Origin of the sequence: Actinocorallia sp. API 0066 (assembly GCF_020991275.1) — a bacterium.
Classification (GTDB): domain Bacteria; phylum Actinomycetota; class Actinomycetes; order Streptosporangiales; family Streptosporangiaceae; genus Actinocorallia.
Window position 1 is genome coordinate 58,941 of sequence record NZ_JAJLQY010000007.1, and the last position, 15,992, is coordinate 74,932.

The following is a 15,992-nucleotide window of genomic DNA, read 5'->3' on the forward strand; positions in this document are numbered from 1 at the left end:
CGACGCCCTGATGAGCGGAGCCCCCGCCCGCCGGTTCCCCCGAATCCGGCGCGCGGGGGCTTCCTCTGGAGACCCCCATCTCCTGCTCTCTGGCTTCAACCGTAGAAGGCGCGGAATCATTCCGCCTCCCCCGTCGGGTGCGTCACAGGGTCATCCTTCAGACGGAGCGGGCCACCGGGTATCGCACCCTAAGGTGAGGCGATCCGACGTAAACCCGGCGAGGATGAATCCGTGAGCAGCGAGAAGACACTCGGGACCGGCGCGGCCGAACACCTGTGGCGGCTGTCCGGCCGGGGCGTGGCCGCGGTCGGCCAGCTCCTGCTGTGGGCGCTGGAGGGGCTCGGCAGGCTGTTGCGGCCCCTCCGGGACAGGATCATGGCCCGCCTCTACGGACAGCAGCAGGGTGCGCCCCAGGGCCCGGTCTACGGGCCGTACGGGACCGTACTGGTGCCCCAGGCGGTGGTCCCGCAGGGGGCCCCAGAGGCGCCCGCGCCGCGTTGGATCGCCGCCTGGCAGCGGTTCTCCTCCTCGTGGGTGTACGCGCCCGTCACGGGCCTCCTGCTGACGCTGGCGGCCATCTACGAGGTCGGCACCAACACGTCCGACCTCTTCAGCGTCCAGGGCGGGTTCGCCGTCGCCGCGACGCTGCCGCTGGTGTGGCGGCGCGAGGTGCTGCGGCCCGCCGCCGCGATCACGCTGGGCGCCACCGCCGCCTCGCTGCTGTCGGGCCAGGAGTTCCTCGTCACCACCATGGCGGCGGCCCTGTGCATGCTGTATCTGCTCGCGCAGGCGCTGCCCCGGGCTTCGACGGGGGTGCTCGCCGTGACGTCGCTCATGGCCGTCGGCGTCGTCTACGTCGCCGGCACGGGGCTCGACTCGATCCCGTGGCCCGCCGCCGTCGCCGCGGTGATCGGCGCGATCGGGCTCGGCGACGCGCGGCGCACCGTCGAGGCGACCGCCGCCGAGGCGCGCGAGCAGCGGACCGAGACGCTCCAGGCGCTCGGCGACGCCCAGCGCGACCAGGCGGTGATGCGGGAGCGCGCGCGGATCGCCAGGGAGCTGCACGACGTCGTCGCGCACTCGGTCTCGATGATCGCGGTGCAGGCCGAGACGGCGCCCTACACGATGCCGTCGCTCTCGGAGGAGGCCAGGCAGGGGTACGCGGAGATCGCCCACACCGCGCGCGAGGCGCTGGTGGAGATGCGCCGTCTCCTGGGCGTCCTGCGGTCGGACGCGCCCGCCGCGGACGGCGAGGTCACCCCGCAGCCACGGCTGGACAGGCTTGGCGATCTCCTGGAACAGCACAGGGGCGCGGGCGGATCGGCCTCCCTCGCGGTGCGCGGGGCGGAGCAGCCCTTGTCGGCGACCCTTGAGCTGTCGGCCTACCGGATCGTCCAGGAGGCCCTGACGAACGTGCGCAGGCACGCGCCGGGAGCACCCGTCCAGATCGACCTCACCTACCACCCGGACAGGCTGGCGGTGCGCGTCCACAACGCGTCGGCCGGGCCCGCGCAGACCAGGGTGGACGGCTTCCCGCTGCCGACCAGCGGCGGGCACGGCCTCATCGGCATGCGCGAGCGCGCGACGATGCTGGGCGGCGACTTCCACGCGGGCCCGAGCCCCGACGGCGGCTTCGACGTCGCCGCCGACCTGCCCCTGCGCCCCTGAGGCCGGGCGGCCGCCCGGTTGAGACTGGCGCAACGCGCGGGGACTGGGACAATCGGGGGAACGGCGAGGGGAAGACGCATGATCCGGGTGGTCATCGCGGACGATCAGACGATCGTCCGGGCTGGGTTCGCCGCGCTGCTCGGCGCGCAGGAGGACATCACCGTCGTCGGCGAGGCGGGCGACGGCGCGGAGGCGGTCGAGCTGGCCCGGCGGCACCGGCCGGACGTGATGGTCATGGACGTGCGGATGCCGCGCATGGACGGCATCGAGGCGACCCGGCGGGTGCTCGCCGATCCGGCGGCGGAGGGCCTGCGCGTCCTCATCCTCACCACCTTCGACATCGACGAGCACGTGTACGACGCGCTCGCCGCGGGCGCCTCGGGGTTCCTGCTGAAGGACGCGACGGCCGCCGACCTCGTCTCGGCGGTGCGGATCGTGGCGCGGGGGGACGCGCTGCTCGCCCCTCAGGTGACCGGACGGCTCGTGCGGGAGTTCGCCCGGCAGCGGAGGTCCCGGATCACCCCTCCGGCCGCGCTGGCCACGCTGACGGCCCGGGAGAACGAGGTGCTCGTGCTCATGGCGGGCGGCCTGTCGAACGCGGAGATCGCGCGGCGGCTCGTGGTGAGCGAGCACACGGTGAAGACCCACGTGGCGCGGGTGTTCACGAAGCTGGGCCTGCGGGACCGCGCCCAGGCGGTGATGCTGGCCTACGAAAGCGGGCTTGTGGTGCCCGGTTCGTCGGGCTGAGCAGGCGTTGCGCCTTGGCCTGGTCGAAGTCCAGGGCGCGGACGGGCTGCGGCGTCAGGCGGCCGAGGCGTTCGCCCAGCTCCTGGACGCGGGCGCGCGCCTCGGGGTCGGCCAGGACGCGCAGCGCGAAGGCGAGTTCGGAGGGGCCGACGTCGTAGCGCTGCTCGACGGCGAGGCCGAGGCCGACGGCGCGGAGGTCGAGTTCGGTGTACTGCCGGTGCACCCTGCCCGCACGCGGCGGAAGAAGTCCTAGTTTCTCCCGGTATCGCAGCATTCTCGGGGAGGTGCCGAGCCGCTGCGCCGCCTCCGTGATCCTCATTCTGACAATCTTATGTCAGATTCAGCCCCTCAGGCGTGCCCTCAGGGCGGAAGCGGGCCTAGACTTCCCGGCGGAGCCAACCAGAGGAGTCGTAGAAGATGGACTACAAGGTCGCCGACCTTTCGCTCGCGGCGTTCGGCCGCAAGGAGATCCAGCTCGCCGAGCACGAGATGCCGGGACTCATGGCGATCCGCGCGGAGTACGCCGCGGCCCAGCCGCTGCGCGGCGCCAAGGTCATGGGCTCGCTGCACATGACCATCCAGACCGCCGTGCTCATCGAGACCCTCGTCGCGCTCGGCGCCGACGTCCGCTGGGTGAGCTGCAACATCTTCTCCACCCAGGACCACGCCGCCGCTGCCGTCGTCGTCGGCCGCGACGGCACCGTCGAGGAGCCCAGGGGCGTCCCCGTCTTCGCCTGGAAGGGCGAGACCCTGGAGGAGTACTGGTGGTGCACCGACCAGGCCCTGCGCTGGCCCGACGGCTCCGCCCCCAACATGATCCTCGACGACGGCGGTGACGCGACCCTCCTCGTCCACAAGGGCGCCGAGTACGAGAAGGCCGGGGCCGTCCCCGCCGCCTCCGAGGACGACCCGGAGGAGTGGCACGTCATCGTCGACACCCTCAAGAGGACGATCGCCGAGACCCCCGGCCGGTGGACGACCACCGCCGAGACGATCAAGGGCGTCACCGAGGAGACCACCACCGGCGTCCACCGCCTCTACGAGATGGCCAAGAACGGCACCCTCGCGTTCCCGGCGATCAACGTCAACGACTCTGTCACCAAGTCGAAGTTCGACAACAAGTACGGCTGCCGCCACTCCGTCATCGACGGCCTCAACCGCGCCACCGACGTCCTCATCGGCGGCAAGGTCGCCGTCGTCGCGGGCTACGGCGACGTCGGCAAGGGCTGCGCCGACGCGCTGCGCGGCCAGGGCGCCCGCGTCATCGTCACCGAGATCGACCCCATCTGCGCGCTCCAGGCCGCGATGGACGGCTTCCAGGTGACCACCCTGGACGACGTCGTCGAGATCGCCGACATCTTCGTCACCACCACCGGCAACTTCGACATCATCACCGCCGACGACATGGCGCGGATGAAGCACCAGGCGATCGTGTCCAACATCGGGCACTTCGACAACGAGATCGACATGGCCGGACTCGCCCGGATCCCCGGCGTCGTCAAGGAGGAAGTGAAGCCCCAGGTGCACACCTGGACCTTCCCCGACGGCCACACCATCATCGTGCTCGCCGAGGGCCGCCTCATGAACCTGGGCTGCGCCACCGGCCACCCCTCGTTCGTCATGTCCAACTCGTTCACCAACCAGGTGATCGCGCAGATCGAGCTGTTCAGCAAGACCGAGAACTACCCGATCGGCGTGTACACGCTGCCCAAGCACCTCGACGAGAAGGTCGCCCGCCTCCACCTGGACGCGCTCGGCGTCAAGCTGACCACGCTCACCAAGGCGCAGGCCGAGTACATCGGCGTGGACGTCGAGGGCCCCTACAAGCCGGACCACTACCGGTACTGAGCGGCCTTGACCTACCCCGACCCCACGGGCTCTGACATCGCGGACCCCGGCCTCGCGCAGGCCGGGGTCCGGCGCATCGACTGGGCGGACCGCGCCATGCCCGTCCTCGCCGCGATCCGCGCCCGCTTCGCGGAGGAACGGCCCCTGGAGGGGCTGCGCGTGGCTGCCTGCATGCACGTCACCACTGAGACGGCCAACCTGCTGCGCACGCTGCAAGCGGGCGGCGCGACAGTCGCCGTCGCGGCCTCCAACCCGCTGTCAACGCAGGACGACACGGCGGCGGCCCTCGCCGTCTCCTACGGGGTGTCCGTCCACGCGCGCGCGGGTGTGGACATGGACACGTACTACAGGCACATCCACGCGGCGCTCGACATAGCCCCGCACCTCGTCATCGACGACGGATGCGACCTGGTGAACATCCTGCACACCGAACGCCTCGACCTCCTCGACGGCGTCCTGGCGGGCTGCGAGGAGACCACGACGGGCGTGCTCCGCCTGCACCAGATGGCACGCGAGGACGCCCTGCGCTTCCCCGTCGTGGCCGTCAACGACACCGCCACCAAACGGCTCTTCGACAACCGGTACGGGACGGGACAGTCCACCCTCGACGGCATCGTCAGGGCCACCAACACGCTGCTCGCGGGCAAGACCATCGTGGTCGCCGGATTCGGGTACTGCGGAAGGGGCCTCGCCGAGCGCGCGCGCGGACTGGGCGCACGGGTCGTCGTCACCGAGATCGACCCGGTGAAGGCGCTGGACGCGCTCCTCCAGGGCTTCCTGGTCGAGCCGATGGAACGCGCCGCCAGGCACGGCGACGTGTTCATCACCGCGACGGGCAGCCGCGACGTCGTCGGGGCCGAGCACTTCGCCGTGATGAAGGACGGGGCGATCCTCGCCAACTCCGGACACTTCGACGTCGAGGTGGACGTGCGGGCGCTGGCCGCGCTCGCCGTGGACGTCCAGCGGGTGCGGCCCCAGGCGGACGAGTACCTGCTGGCGGACGGGCGGCGGCTCGTCCTGCTCTGCGAGGGCCGCCTGGTCAACCTGGCCGCCGCCGAGGGGCACCCCGCCGCCGTCATGGACATGTCGTTCGCCGACCAGGCGCTCACCTGCGGGTGGCTCGCCGGCGCGCACCCCGGCCTCGCGCCCGGCGTGCACCAGGTGCCCGAACACATCGACGCCGAGGTCGCCATGCTGAAACTCGCCTCGATGGCCGTGGACATCGACGCCCTCACCGCCGACCAGGAGGACTACCTGTCGTCCTGGCGATCGGGGTCCTGATGCCGCGCGGCGCCTACCTGCGCACCGCCACGGGCGCGCGCGAGGAGTTCCAGTGCGCGCCCGGGCCCGCGGGCTGGCGGTACGTCGCGCCCGGCGTCGACCTCACCGTGGACTCGCGGTGGCGGCCCGTCCGGCTCGAACTGCGCACGCCGGACTGGACGCTGCGCGGCGGCTGCGCCGGACGCGAGGTGCTGTGGGTGCGCGGCGACCGCGAGCACACCGCGGAGGCGCACGGGTTCCTTGGCGAGTCGCCCGGGTTCCTCGTCGCTGTGGCGCGCTCACTGCGGCTGGAGGCAGGCGGATCGGCTGACGTGCCGCTGGTCGTCATCGAAGGCGCAGCGCTCGCCACACGGCTCGTGGCGCAGCGCTGGAGCCTCCTGTCGGTGGACACGCACGAGACCGACCTGGGGCCGCTGCCCGTCGAGCACTGGAGGGCGGCCGACCTGCAGACGGCCGAGGCCCGCGACTTCCACCTCGCGGGCGACGTCGTGCTCGCCGCCGACGGCCTCGAACTCGAATCCCTGGAATCCCCGCCCAATCTCTGACCCGCGTTCCGGTGATCTCGCGGCGTGTCGCGGAGACGGAACGTTTGCCCCCGGGAGCGCGGGAGCATGCCCACCTGCGCCGATACTTGAAGTCGGAGAAGAAAACCACACTTTACGGGGGAGACTTCTCATGTTGCGCATGACCCACCTCGCGCTCGCCGTCGCCTTCGGCGCGGGCACCACCGCCGCGGCGGGGGCCGCGGCCGCCGTCGGCGACGACGTGGCGCAGGATCCGCAGGCCAGCGCGGTGATCAAGAACGCGGAAGGGCAGCACGTCGGCACTCTGACGATCGCGGACGCCGACGGCGGCATGGCCGAGATCACCGTCAAGGGCGAAGGGCTGCCCGCCGGCTACCACGGCCTCCACCTGCACGAGAAGGGCGTCTGCGACCCGGCGGCCACGGACCCCGCCACAGGCAGCCCGTTCGCCAGCGCCGGAAGCCACTTCGACCTGAACGGCCACGACCACGGCGAGCACTCCGGCGACCTGCCCGACCTCCTCGTCAACGCCGACGGGACGGGCTCGGCCACCGCCGTCACCGACCGCTTCGAGATCGGCCAGCTCTTCGACTCCGACGGCACCGCCGTGATCATCCACGTCCTCGCCGACAACCAGTCCAACATCCCCGACCGCTACACCGACCCCACCGGCGAGAAGGGCCCCGACGCCGACACCCTCAAGACCGGCGACTCCGGCGGCCGCCTGGCCTGCGGCGTCCTCACCCAACCCGAACCCTGACCCGGCCCCAGCCCCAGCCCCCGCGCGCGGGTGTTCCCGCTCAGCGCTGGGGCGGGGGCCCGTAGGGGGAGGGGCCCAGCGGGAGGAACTGGGGGAGGAAGGCGGTGGGGGAGTGCGGAAAGTAGACGGGCTGCGGCGGCGGTGGCTGCGGGATGTGCTGGCCGAGCTTCTGCAGGTGCGCGACCCGGCGGGCGGTGCGGGCGGCGAGGCGGCGCTCCTCGCGGGTGCGGCGTTCGGTGACCACGGCGCTCAGCAGCAGTTCCGGCGGGTTGCCGGGCGGCGGCGGAGGGCTGAGCAGCGGCGCGACCTCGGCGAGGAGGGAGGCGCCCATGGAGGCGCGCACCTCGGGGAGCAGTTCCCAGTAACGCTGGAGGTACTGGCGGACGCTCAGCGCGAGGTCGTCGGAGACCTGCGAGAGTTCGAGCGCGGCCGCCCAGGGCGCCAGGTGCGGGGGCATCAGCGCCGGCGGCGGCACCGCGGCGGCCGACGCGGCGGTGCGGTCCTGGATGACGAGCGTGCCGGCGAAGATGTCGCCGAGCCTGCGGCCCCTGCGGTCGAACAGCGAGCAGATGAGCGCGGGCGCGCCGAGGAACAGGAAGAACTCGACGAACCCGGTGAGCGCCCGCATCAGCGACTGCCGGAACCTGACGACACCGCCGTCCTCCGCGACGACGCGCAGGCCGAGCGCCATCTTGCCGACGGTCTTGCCGCGCGTCAGCGTCTCGGAGACCGACGGGTAGCCCACCACCGACCCGACGACCACCACGATGCCGAGCCCGATCGCCACCGCCTCGTCCGCGAACAGCACGACGAACTGGACGGCCTGCGCCAGCGTCGACATCACCGAGAGCATGATCGCGAGATCCAGCAGCAGCGCGGCGGCCCGGCTGGCCAGGCGGGCCGGCCGGATGTCAAGGGCCACCGCCTCACCCGTGACCAACTCCTCCGAGGCGACCGTCATGCCGCCCAGTATGCCGGATTGAGTTCACGGTCCGGGGGCTCAGGACCGGTAGGTTCGGGGTGTGGATGTCGACGCCTATGCTGCCGCGCACAACGCCGAATGGCTTCGGTTGGAGTATCTGATCAACCGGGCCGGCAAGCTGAGGGGCGCGGAGATCGACGAGCTGGTCGAGCTGTACCAGCGGGCCGCGACCCACCTGTCGGTGGTGCGGTCCGCGACGCCTGACCCCGTCCTCATCGGGCGGCTCAGTTCGCTCGTCGCGCGGGGCAGGGCGGCGGTGTCCGGGGCGCAGGCGCCGCTGTGGCGGGACGCGGCACGCCTGGTCACCGTCTCGTTCCCGGCCACGGTCTACCGGCAGCGCTGGTGGTGGATCGGCTGCGCCGTGCTCGGCAACGCGCTCGCGCTGGCCGTCGCGATCTGGGTGGTGAACGACCCGCGCGTCCAGTCGACACTCGGCACGCCCTACGACATCCAGCAGCTCGTCGAGCACGACTTCGCCAACTACTACACCGAGCACCAGGCGAGCGCGTTCGCGTTCCAGGTGTGGGTGAACAACGCGTGGGTGTCCGCGCAGGCCATCGCGTTCGGCATCCTGCTGGGCATCCCCACGCTGTACGTGCTGGTGCTCAACCAGCTCAACCTGGGCGTCGTCGGCGGGCTGATGGCCGCGCACGGCAAGACCGACATCTTCTTCGGGCTGATCCTCCCGCACGGCCTGCTGGAGCTCACCGCCGTCTACGTGGCGTGCGGGGTCGGCCTGCGACTCGGCTGGACCATCATCGACCCGGGGCGGCGGCCGCGCGGCAGGGCACTGGCCGAGGAGGGCAGGGCGGCGATGAGCGTCGTGCTCGGGCTCGTCGCGGTGCTGCTCGTCTCCGGCCTGATCGAGGGCTTTGTGACGGGCTGGGTGCACACCACGTGGCTGCGCATCGGCATCGGCGTCGTCGCCGAGATCGCCTTCCTGTCCTACATCTGGTACTTCGGCCGCAAGGCCGTCGCCGCGGGCGACACCGGCGACGCCCCGGACACCCCCGACCTCGCCCCCGTCTCGGCCTGACGTCGCGGCGCGGACGGGCCACCGGGCGCCGTGCCCGGCCGGTGGCCCGACGCGCCGCGACCCGTCAGGTGATCTCCAGCAGCTTCTCGCGGACCGCGTAGACCACGGCCTCCATGCGCGAGTGCAGCTGGAGCTTCTCCAGGATGTTGCGGATGTGGTTCTTCACCGTGTTCTCGGAGATGAACAGCTCCTTGGCGATCTCCCGGTTGCCGAGGCCACGGGCGACGAGGCGCAGGACCTCCATCTCGCGGTCGGTCAACCGGGGGGCCGGGACCTGCTGCTGTCTCTCCGCCGACCGGCGGGCCAGCGCGGTGAACTCGCTGATCAGCTTGGACGCCATGGACGGGCTGATCAGGGACTGTCCACCGTGCACGGCCCGGACGGCCTGCGGCACCTCGTCGATGGCTATCTCCTTCAGCAGATAGCCGGTGGCGCCCGCCTTGAGCGCCTCGAAGAGATCCTCCTCCTCGTCGCTGATCGTCAGCATGACGATCTTCGCGCTGGGGACCGCCTCCTTGATGGCGGCGCACGCCTCGATGCCGCCGCGCCGCGGCATCCTGATGTCCATCAGGATCACGTCGGGCAGCAGGTCACGCGCCCTGTCGACGGCCTCCAGGCCGTCACCGCCCTCGCCGACCACGTCGATCCCGGCCTCACCGGACAGGACCATCTCCAGGCCCCTGCGGAACAGGGCGTGGTCGTCCACGATCAGGACACGGATCGGATCGGTGCGAGGTTCGGGGATCTCGCTCACTCTTCCTCCCCCATATGGGATCCCTAGATCATGGCACGCGAGGGCGGGTGACGGGTTGTTTACGCCGCATCACTCGTCAATGAGACGGATGACGCCGTAGTCCCAGCCACGCCTGCGGTACACGACGCTGGGAAGACCGCTCTCCTTGTCAGAGAACAGGAAGAAGTCGTGGCCGACAAGTTCCATTTCGTACAGGGCTTGGTCGATGTCCATCGGTCCGGCCTTGTGCGCCTTCTCGCGGACGACGACGGGGCAGTTCCCGTCCTTGGCGATGGGCAGCAGTTCCTCGTCGAGGTCGGGCCGCTCGTATCCGTCGGGCTGGCGCTCGGTGACCGCGACGCCGGTGGCGGCGCGGGCGGGTTCGGGCGCGCGGGCGGGCCTGGGCGTGGGCGTCGGCGGCAGCGTCGAGGGCATCTCGATGCCGCTCGCCTTGATGGCCTCCCCCTCCCGCATGTGGTGGCCCTTGCGGCGGTCGGCCATCCGGCGCAGCCGGGAGTCCAGCTTGTCCAGGGCCATGTCGAGGGCGCCGTAGCGGTCGTCGGCGGCGGCCTCGGCCCGGATCACCGGGCCCTTGGAGTGGAGGGTGAGCTCGACCCGCTCGCGCTGGTCGGCCATCCGCGGGTTGCGCTCCGAGCTGACCTCGACGTCGACCCTGATGATCTTGGAATCGAGCCGTTCGAGCTTGGCGAGCTTGGTGTCGATGTGCCGCTTGAAGCGGTCGTTCACGTCGGTCCTGCGGCCCTTAACGATGATGTCCACGTAGGGACCCCCCTTCTCATTCGAGATAACGGACAGCCGGGAATTCGAAGTTCCCGGTGTTTCCGTAGGTGGAGGAGCACCCGCCCGGCCGACCTGGTCTTCGACCCCACAATCGCCTGCTGAGAGGTTCGCGGCCCATGCCACTACTGCTCTTCTCCCGTGACGGCGGATATCTGATCCGCCGGCGGGGCAGGACTTACTTCTAAGCCGCACCGTGATCACTCGACAAAAAGTCGGCTTACGTGGACCGTTTCGCCTGCGACTGGCATCGGCTAGCTCGGTACGCCGCCCCCCTGCGGGGGCGAGCCCACCGGCGCAACCACGGACCCGGGCGGGTGCCATGTCAGCACGCTAGCCCTTCCCGGCCCGAATGTCATCGGGGAGGAAGGCGGCAAATCTCACGCACAGTGATCAAAGCGACGGCCAAAGGCCCCTGGTCCAGGGAGGCGGCTCGCGGTAACCCCCTTGTCACCTCCAGGTGAGTTTCCTGGATTCTTGGCCACCCCATAAACCCCCCTTACCTTTTGTCCGGATTTCCGCCCGCCCGCCACGCGTCGTGCCGGGGGCCGTGGGGAGGGTGGGGTCGTGGGCTGTGGTGAGGACGAGGAGGGCCTCGACGCGGGTGCCGGTGGTGGTGAGGGCGCGGACGGACTCGCGGAGGGTGGCGCCGGTCGTGGTGACGTCGTCCAGGACGAGAACGCGGGCGTCCGGCGGGGTCGGGGACGCGCGCAGCGCGTGGTGGAGGTTGCGCCGCCGGGCGGCGCGACCCAGACCGCCCTGATCGGCGGTGCCTCGGCGGCGGCTCAGCGCCGGGGCGGCACGGGCCGGAACGCCCCGCGCCCGCAACTCGGCGGCGGTGGCGCGGGCCAGCGCCAGCATCGCGTCCCGGCCCCGCCGCCGCACGGCCGCCCTGGTGGACGGCACCGGCACAAGACACACCTCGCCGGGAGGCCGAGATGGCTCGCCGGGACTCCGGGACGGCTCCGCGACGCCCTGCCAGGGCTCGCCGGGAGGGCGGTGGAAGAGGGCGGTGGTGGCCAGGTGGGCGTAGGCGGCGGCGAGGGGGCGGGTGAGGGTGGTTCTGCCGCGTTCCTTGTGCGCGATGAGGAGGCGGCGGAGCGGGCCCTCGTGCGGGCCCAGGCACCAGAGGGGAGGGGAGCCCGGCGGGGCCGGGAGGCGCGTGGGAGGGGCGGCGAGGGGGCGGGCGCAGCGCGCGCAGAGCGGGGCGCCGGGGGCGCGGCAGGACGCGCAGCGCTGCGGCAGCACAAGATCGGTGAGGGCGGCGAAGAGGCGCTTCAGGCGCTTGATCAGCGAGTTCATGCCGACATCATGCGCCGCCGCGACCCCCCGGAACCGGCCGCCGGAAAATCTGTGGATAACTCAGCTCGGCGGCCGACCTGACGCCGTGGCCTGTGGATAACGGCCGTGCGGCGGCCGGAAGGAGCGCCGGGGGGTCAGCCGGGGTAGGCGGGGGAGGAGCCGGGGGTGCCGCAGTCCCAGGTGCTGAAGCGGGGGTCCTCGTTGAGGGTCTGGAGGCAGATGGTGGGTTCCGGGCGTTCCTTGGACTCGACGCCCAGCATGATGTCCTGGCCGGGGGCGGCGGTGATGGTGACGGGGGCGCCCTCGAAGCTGCCGCCGATGGGATGGATGGCGCCGCCGCTGATCGGCACCTCGTAGGGCAGGACGCTGGTGGACGTGCCCGACGTGCCCAGGACGGCCAGCGTGTCGGCGTCGCGCCAGGCCAGGTCCACGAGGCCGGACAGTTCGGCGTTGATCGGGTGGAACGGCCCCATGGCGTAGCCCGTCGCGGTGGGCGCGATGCGCGAGATCTGGATCTCCGTCGTCAGCCCGTTGGAGACCAGCGCGGCCACCCGGACGCCGTCACGCGCGATCCGCAGCGCCTTGAACTGCCCGCCGAGCTCCTTGGGCAGCGCCACCTGGACGGCTTTCACCGCGCCCGGAGCGCGCAGCCACAGGGTCGAGGTGCTGCCGGTGTTCTGCACGATCCACAGGTATCCGTGCCTGTCCCACGACGGCCGCAGCAGCGTCGCGCCCTTCTCGGCCTTGAGCACCTCGCTGACGTCGCCCGTGGACAGGTCGCCGACCTGGAGGGAGCGTCCGGAGATGCCCGCGAACTCCCGCCCGTCGAGGGAGACGGCGGGCGCCCGCATGGACCGCTGCCGCAGCGCCGGGAACGCCGAACTCTGCTTGCCCTGCAACAGCGAGAGCCGCCCTTCGCCGTCGAGGAGGTAGCGGGTCTTGGCGATGGCGGCATAGGCGGCGTCGGGGCCGAGCGGCTCCCAGCGTTTCAGGGTCTGCACCTCAAGGCCGTCGCTCGTCCTGCGGGTGCGGCCGTCGATCTGGACGCGCAGCGTCTGCACCTCGCTGAGCTGGCCGAGCGTCCACATGAGCTGCGCCGACATCTCGTCGATGTTGCCGGTGGCCGCCTCCTCGCTCAGGTTGACGGTGACGATGTCGTCGTCCTCCAGGCGCACCTTGCCGCCGAGCAGCCGGGTGCCGGGCGGGAACGCGGACACGACGGCGCCGCTGAGCCACGGCGTCGTCTTGCTGAGCAGCGACTTGACGAGCTGGGACGGCAGGTCGGAGCGGTTGAGCTGCGGCAGGAACACGGCGTCGGGGACGAGGCTCTGCCGGTCGGGAGCGAAGTAGTACAGGTTGGTGGTGCGGAAGGCGCGGTCCACGTCGCTGCGGCGCAGCACGAGGTCACGCGGCGCGTAGGCGATGCGCCATTCGCCCGCCTTGTTCTGGGTGAGGGTGAACGTCACCTCGTGCGCCTGCTGGCCCGCCGCGACGTACTGGCCGGAGGAGGTGATGCGGCCGAGCCGGTTCCCGACGAGCTGGACCTGGCTGACCTTGTCGTTCTGGCCGGGCAGCAGGAGCGGCCCCTGGAAGCCGTCGTCGTCCAGGACGGTGATGGGCGGCCGGAGGGACGCGTCGAACTTGACGTCGTCGGCGAGGTAGGAGCGGAACGTCGTCCTGTCGTTGTCGAAGTTGGCCATCGCGACGAGGTAGCCCCGCACGACGTCCTCCGGCGCCCACCCGGCCTTCGGACGGGTCGGGACGATCCGGACGTAAGGCTCGTCGAACGGTTCGGTGCGCGCGTCATACGTCTCGGTGGCGACCCGCCCGCCCGTGGGCAGCGACGCGCAGCCCGACGCCAGCACCAGGCCCGCGAGCCCGGCGCAGACGGGGTGCAGGAGGCGTCTCATTCGGCGACCTCCAGATCGGCGATGATCGTGCGGTTCAGCTCGACCTCGGCGGGCACCAGCGGCAGCGGCGAGCCGCGCAGCTCGGCGCCGGCGGCGCGCGGCAGCGACAGCCGGAACTGGGAGCCGACGCCGGGCTCGCCCCACGCCTGGAGCCAGCCGCCGTGCAGCTGGGCGTCCTCGCGCGAGATCGACAGGCCGAGGCCCGTCCCGCCGATCGTGCGGGCCCGCGACGGGTCGGCCCGCCAGAACCGCTCGAAGACGTGCTGGGCGTCGCCGGGCCGCAGGCCCGTGCCGTGGTCCCGGACGGCGAGCGCGACGGCGTCCCGGTCGGCCGCGACGGTGACGACGATGTCGCGCCCCTCGCCGTGCTCGACCGCGTTGAACAGCAGGTTCCGCAGGATCCGGGCGACCCGGCGGCGGTCCACGTCGGCCATGCACGCCTCGCCGGGCAGCTTCAGCACGATCTTGCCGCCGCGCCGTTCGGCGACGTCCTGGACGTCGTCGACCGCGCCGAGCACGAGTTCCCTGATGTCGAGGGACTCCACGTCGAGGGTGGCCGCGCCCGCGTCGTGCCGGGAGATCTCCAGCAGGTCGGCGAGCAGCGACTCGAAGCGCTCCATCTGGCTCTGCAGGAGTTCGGTGGAGCGGCTGACGCCCGCCTGGAAGTCCTCGCGGTGCTCGTACAGCATGTCCGCGGCGATCTTCATGGTGGTGAGCGGGGTGCGCAGCTCGTGCGAGACGTCCGAGACGAACTGGCGCTGCACCTGCGAGAGGTTCTCCAGTTCGCGGATCTTCTCCTGGAGCGTCTCGGCCATGTCGTTGAAGGAGCGGCCCAGCTTGGCGAGGTCGTCCTCACCGCGCACCTTCATCCGCTCCTCAAGGCGGCCCTTGGCGAGCCGTTCGGCGGACTGGGCGGCGAGCCGGACGGGCACGACGATCTGCCGCGTCACCACCGAGGCGATCGCGGCGAGCAGCAGGGCGAGCGCGATCCCCACGCCGACGAGGGTGCGTTGCACGATCGAGATCGTGCGCTGCTCCTGGTCGAGCGGGAACAGGTAGTACAGCTCGTACGGCCCGTCCCGGCCGCCCATGATGAGCGCGGGTTCGGGCTCGTCGTACTGGCGGGTCAGCTCGCCGATCGTCCAGACCTTCTGCCCGGACGGCGCCTCCGACAGCGCCTTGGTCAGCCGTGGCGGGACGCTGCGGGGGTCGAGGTCGTTGGTGGGGACGCCGCCGTTCGTCGTCTCGTTGACCTTGCGGAGGTACACCTCGTACAGGCCGGACGGCCCGCCGCGCGCGGCGAGCTCCTTGGCGACCTTCTCCGCGACGTTCACACCGAGGTTCTCGCCCGTGGTGCGGCGCAGGATGCCCAGGCCCTCGTTGACCTGCTGGGACGCGGCCTCCGCCTTGCCGTCCAGCAGCGCCGTGGTGATCTGCTGCATGAGGAACACGCCGAGGACCACCGCGACGATCGTCGAGATGAGCAGCGTGGAGGTGACCACCCGGACCTGGATGGACCGCCGCCAACGCACATAGGAGCGGCGCCACAGGCCGCGGACGACACGCCGCACGGTGGTCTTCATGGGGGGCTACCTCGCTGTGCGGGACGGGCTAGGCGGGCCCGGCCTTGTAACCCACGCCTCGTACGGTGACGACGATCTCGGGCCGCTCCGGGTCCTTCTCGATCTTGGCGCGGAGCCGCTGCACGTGCACGTTGACCAGGCGCGTGTCGGCGGCGTGCCGGTAGCCCCAGACCTGTTCCAGCAGCACCTCGCGGGTGAAGACCTGGCGCGGCTTGCGGGCGAGCGCGACGAGCAGGTCGAACTCCAGCGGGGTCAGCGGGATGTGCTTGTCGCCGCGTTTGACCGAGTGCCCGGCGACGTCGATGGAGATGTCGCCGATCTGCAGGGTCTCGGGGGCGGGCTCGTCGGTGCGGCGCAGCCGGGCGCGGACCCGGGCGACCAGCTCCTTGGGCTTGAACGGCTTCACCACGTAGTCGTCGGCGCCGGACTCCAGCCCGAGCACGACGTCCACGGTGTCGCTCTTGGCGGTGAGCATGACGATCGGCACGCCGGACTCGGCGCGGATCTGCCTGCACACGTCGATGCCGTCGGCGCCCGGCAGCATCAGGTCGAGCAGCACCAGGTCGGGACGGGTCTCCCGGAACGCCTCGAGCGCCTTGTCCCCGTCATGGACGAAGGCCGGTTCGAAGCCTTCGCCGCGCAGGACGATGCCGAGCATCTCCGCGAGCGCCAGGTCGTCGTCGACGACCAGTACACGTCCCCTCATGCGCCCTCTCAAGCCGTTCCGTAGGGAGGCGGGGCTGCCCACGTGCCGCCACCGGATGCCAGGTGAGCCACAGGTTACCCGCGTTTTACCGGTCGCAGTGCCGCTAATCACCGA

General features: G+C 71.5%; 15 protein-coding genes. 7 read left to right on the forward strand and 8 right to left on the reverse strand.

Annotation, left to right across the window (positions count from 1 at the left end):
• Positions 1-231: 231 nt before the first annotated feature.
• A complete protein-coding gene (locus LO762_RS18645) occupies positions 232-1,668 on the forward strand; it encodes a sensor histidine kinase (protein WP_230616766.1) in 1,437 nt (478 codons plus the stop codon).
• A 78-nt stretch (positions 1,669-1,746) separates the two neighbouring features.
• Positions 1,747-2,415, forward strand: a complete 669-nt coding sequence (locus tag LO762_RS18650) for a response regulator transcription factor (RefSeq protein ID WP_230616767.1) — start codon at positions 1,747-1,749, stop codon at positions 2,413-2,415.
• Here the strand turns inward: LO762_RS18650 and LO762_RS18655 are convergent.
• Positions 2,330-2,734 carry a MerR family transcriptional regulator gene (locus LO762_RS18655; RefSeq protein ID WP_230616768.1) on the reverse strand — a complete coding sequence of 135 codons (405 nt, stop codon included), beginning with the start codon at positions 2,732-2,734 and terminating at the stop codon, positions 2,330-2,332. The genes LO762_RS18650 and LO762_RS18655 overlap by 86 nt on opposite strands.
• 98 nt (positions 2,735-2,832) lie before the next feature.
• On the opposite strand from LO762_RS18655, the gene ahcY reads away from it, so the two are divergent.
• From ahcY to LO762_RS18675, 4 genes are all read left to right on the forward strand, one after another.
• Complete coding sequence (gene ahcY / locus LO762_RS18660; protein WP_230616769.1) at positions 2,833-4,263, forward strand: adenosylhomocysteinase; 1,431 nt, start codon at positions 2,833-2,835, stop codon at positions 4,261-4,263.
• A gap of 6 nt (positions 4,264-4,269) precedes the next feature.
• Positions 4,270-5,544, forward strand: a complete 1,275-nt coding sequence (locus tag LO762_RS18665) for an adenosylhomocysteinase (RefSeq protein WP_230616770.1) — start codon at positions 4,270-4,272, stop codon at positions 5,542-5,544.
• Entirely contained in the window at positions 5,544-6,089 is a 546-nt protein-coding gene (locus LO762_RS18670) for a hypothetical protein (RefSeq protein ID WP_230616771.1), read from the forward strand. Before LO762_RS18665 ends, LO762_RS18670 begins: the two co-directional genes overlap by 1 nt.
• Before the next feature lie 130 nt (positions 6,090-6,219).
• Positions 6,220-6,828 (forward strand): superoxide dismutase family protein, encoded by a 609-nt coding sequence (locus LO762_RS18675; protein WP_230616772.1) that lies wholly within the window; start codon positions 6,220-6,222, stop codon positions 6,826-6,828.
• Between the two features lie 40 nt (positions 6,829-6,868).
• Here LO762_RS18675 and LO762_RS18680 read toward each other — a convergent pair whose 3' ends face one another.
• Complete coding sequence (locus LO762_RS18680) at positions 6,869-7,789, reverse strand: RDD family protein (RefSeq protein WP_230616773.1); 921 nt, start codon at positions 7,787-7,789, stop codon at positions 6,869-6,871.
• Positions 7,790-7,850: 61 nt separating this feature from the next.
• Between LO762_RS18680 and LO762_RS18685 the strand changes: the two genes are divergently transcribed.
• A complete protein-coding gene (locus tag LO762_RS18685) occupies positions 7,851-8,846 on the forward strand; it encodes a stage II sporulation protein M (RefSeq protein WP_230616774.1) in 996 nt (331 codons plus the stop codon).
• A 64-nt stretch (positions 8,847-8,910) separates the two neighbouring features.
• Here the strand turns inward: LO762_RS18685 and LO762_RS18690 are convergent, their stop codons facing one another.
• The 6 genes from LO762_RS18690 to mtrA form a co-directional block, all read right to left on the reverse strand.
• Positions 8,911-9,600, reverse strand: coding sequence for a response regulator transcription factor (locus tag LO762_RS18690; RefSeq protein ID WP_230616775.1), 690 nt, complete (start codon positions 9,598-9,600; stop codon positions 8,911-8,913).
• 69 nt (positions 9,601-9,669) lie between these two features.
• Positions 9,670-10,359: a ribosome hibernation-promoting factor, HPF/YfiA family gene (gene hpf / locus LO762_RS18695; protein WP_230616776.1), complete on the reverse strand. Its 690-nt coding sequence runs from the start codon at positions 10,357-10,359 to the stop codon at positions 9,670-9,672.
• Between the two features lie 468 nt (positions 10,360-10,827).
• Positions 10,828-11,679 (reverse strand): ComF family protein, encoded by an 852-nt coding sequence (locus LO762_RS18700; RefSeq protein WP_230616778.1) that lies wholly within the window; start codon positions 11,677-11,679, stop codon positions 10,828-10,830.
• A gap of 134 nt (positions 11,680-11,813) precedes the next feature.
• Positions 11,814-13,589 (reverse strand): LpqB family beta-propeller domain-containing protein, encoded by a 1,776-nt coding sequence (locus LO762_RS18705; RefSeq protein WP_230616780.1) that lies wholly within the window; start codon positions 13,587-13,589, stop codon positions 11,814-11,816.
• Positions 13,586-15,172, reverse strand: coding sequence for an MtrAB system histidine kinase MtrB (gene mtrB, locus LO762_RS18710; RefSeq protein ID WP_230616782.1), 1,587 nt, complete (start codon positions 15,170-15,172; stop codon positions 13,586-13,588). The genes LO762_RS18705 and mtrB overlap by 4 nt, the downstream gene beginning before the upstream one ends.
• 28 nt (positions 15,173-15,200) lie before the next feature.
• Positions 15,201-15,878 (reverse strand): MtrAB system response regulator MtrA, encoded by a 678-nt coding sequence (gene mtrA / locus LO762_RS18715; protein WP_230616784.1) that lies wholly within the window; start codon positions 15,876-15,878, stop codon positions 15,201-15,203.
• Between the last annotated feature and the right edge of the window lie 114 nt (positions 15,879-15,992).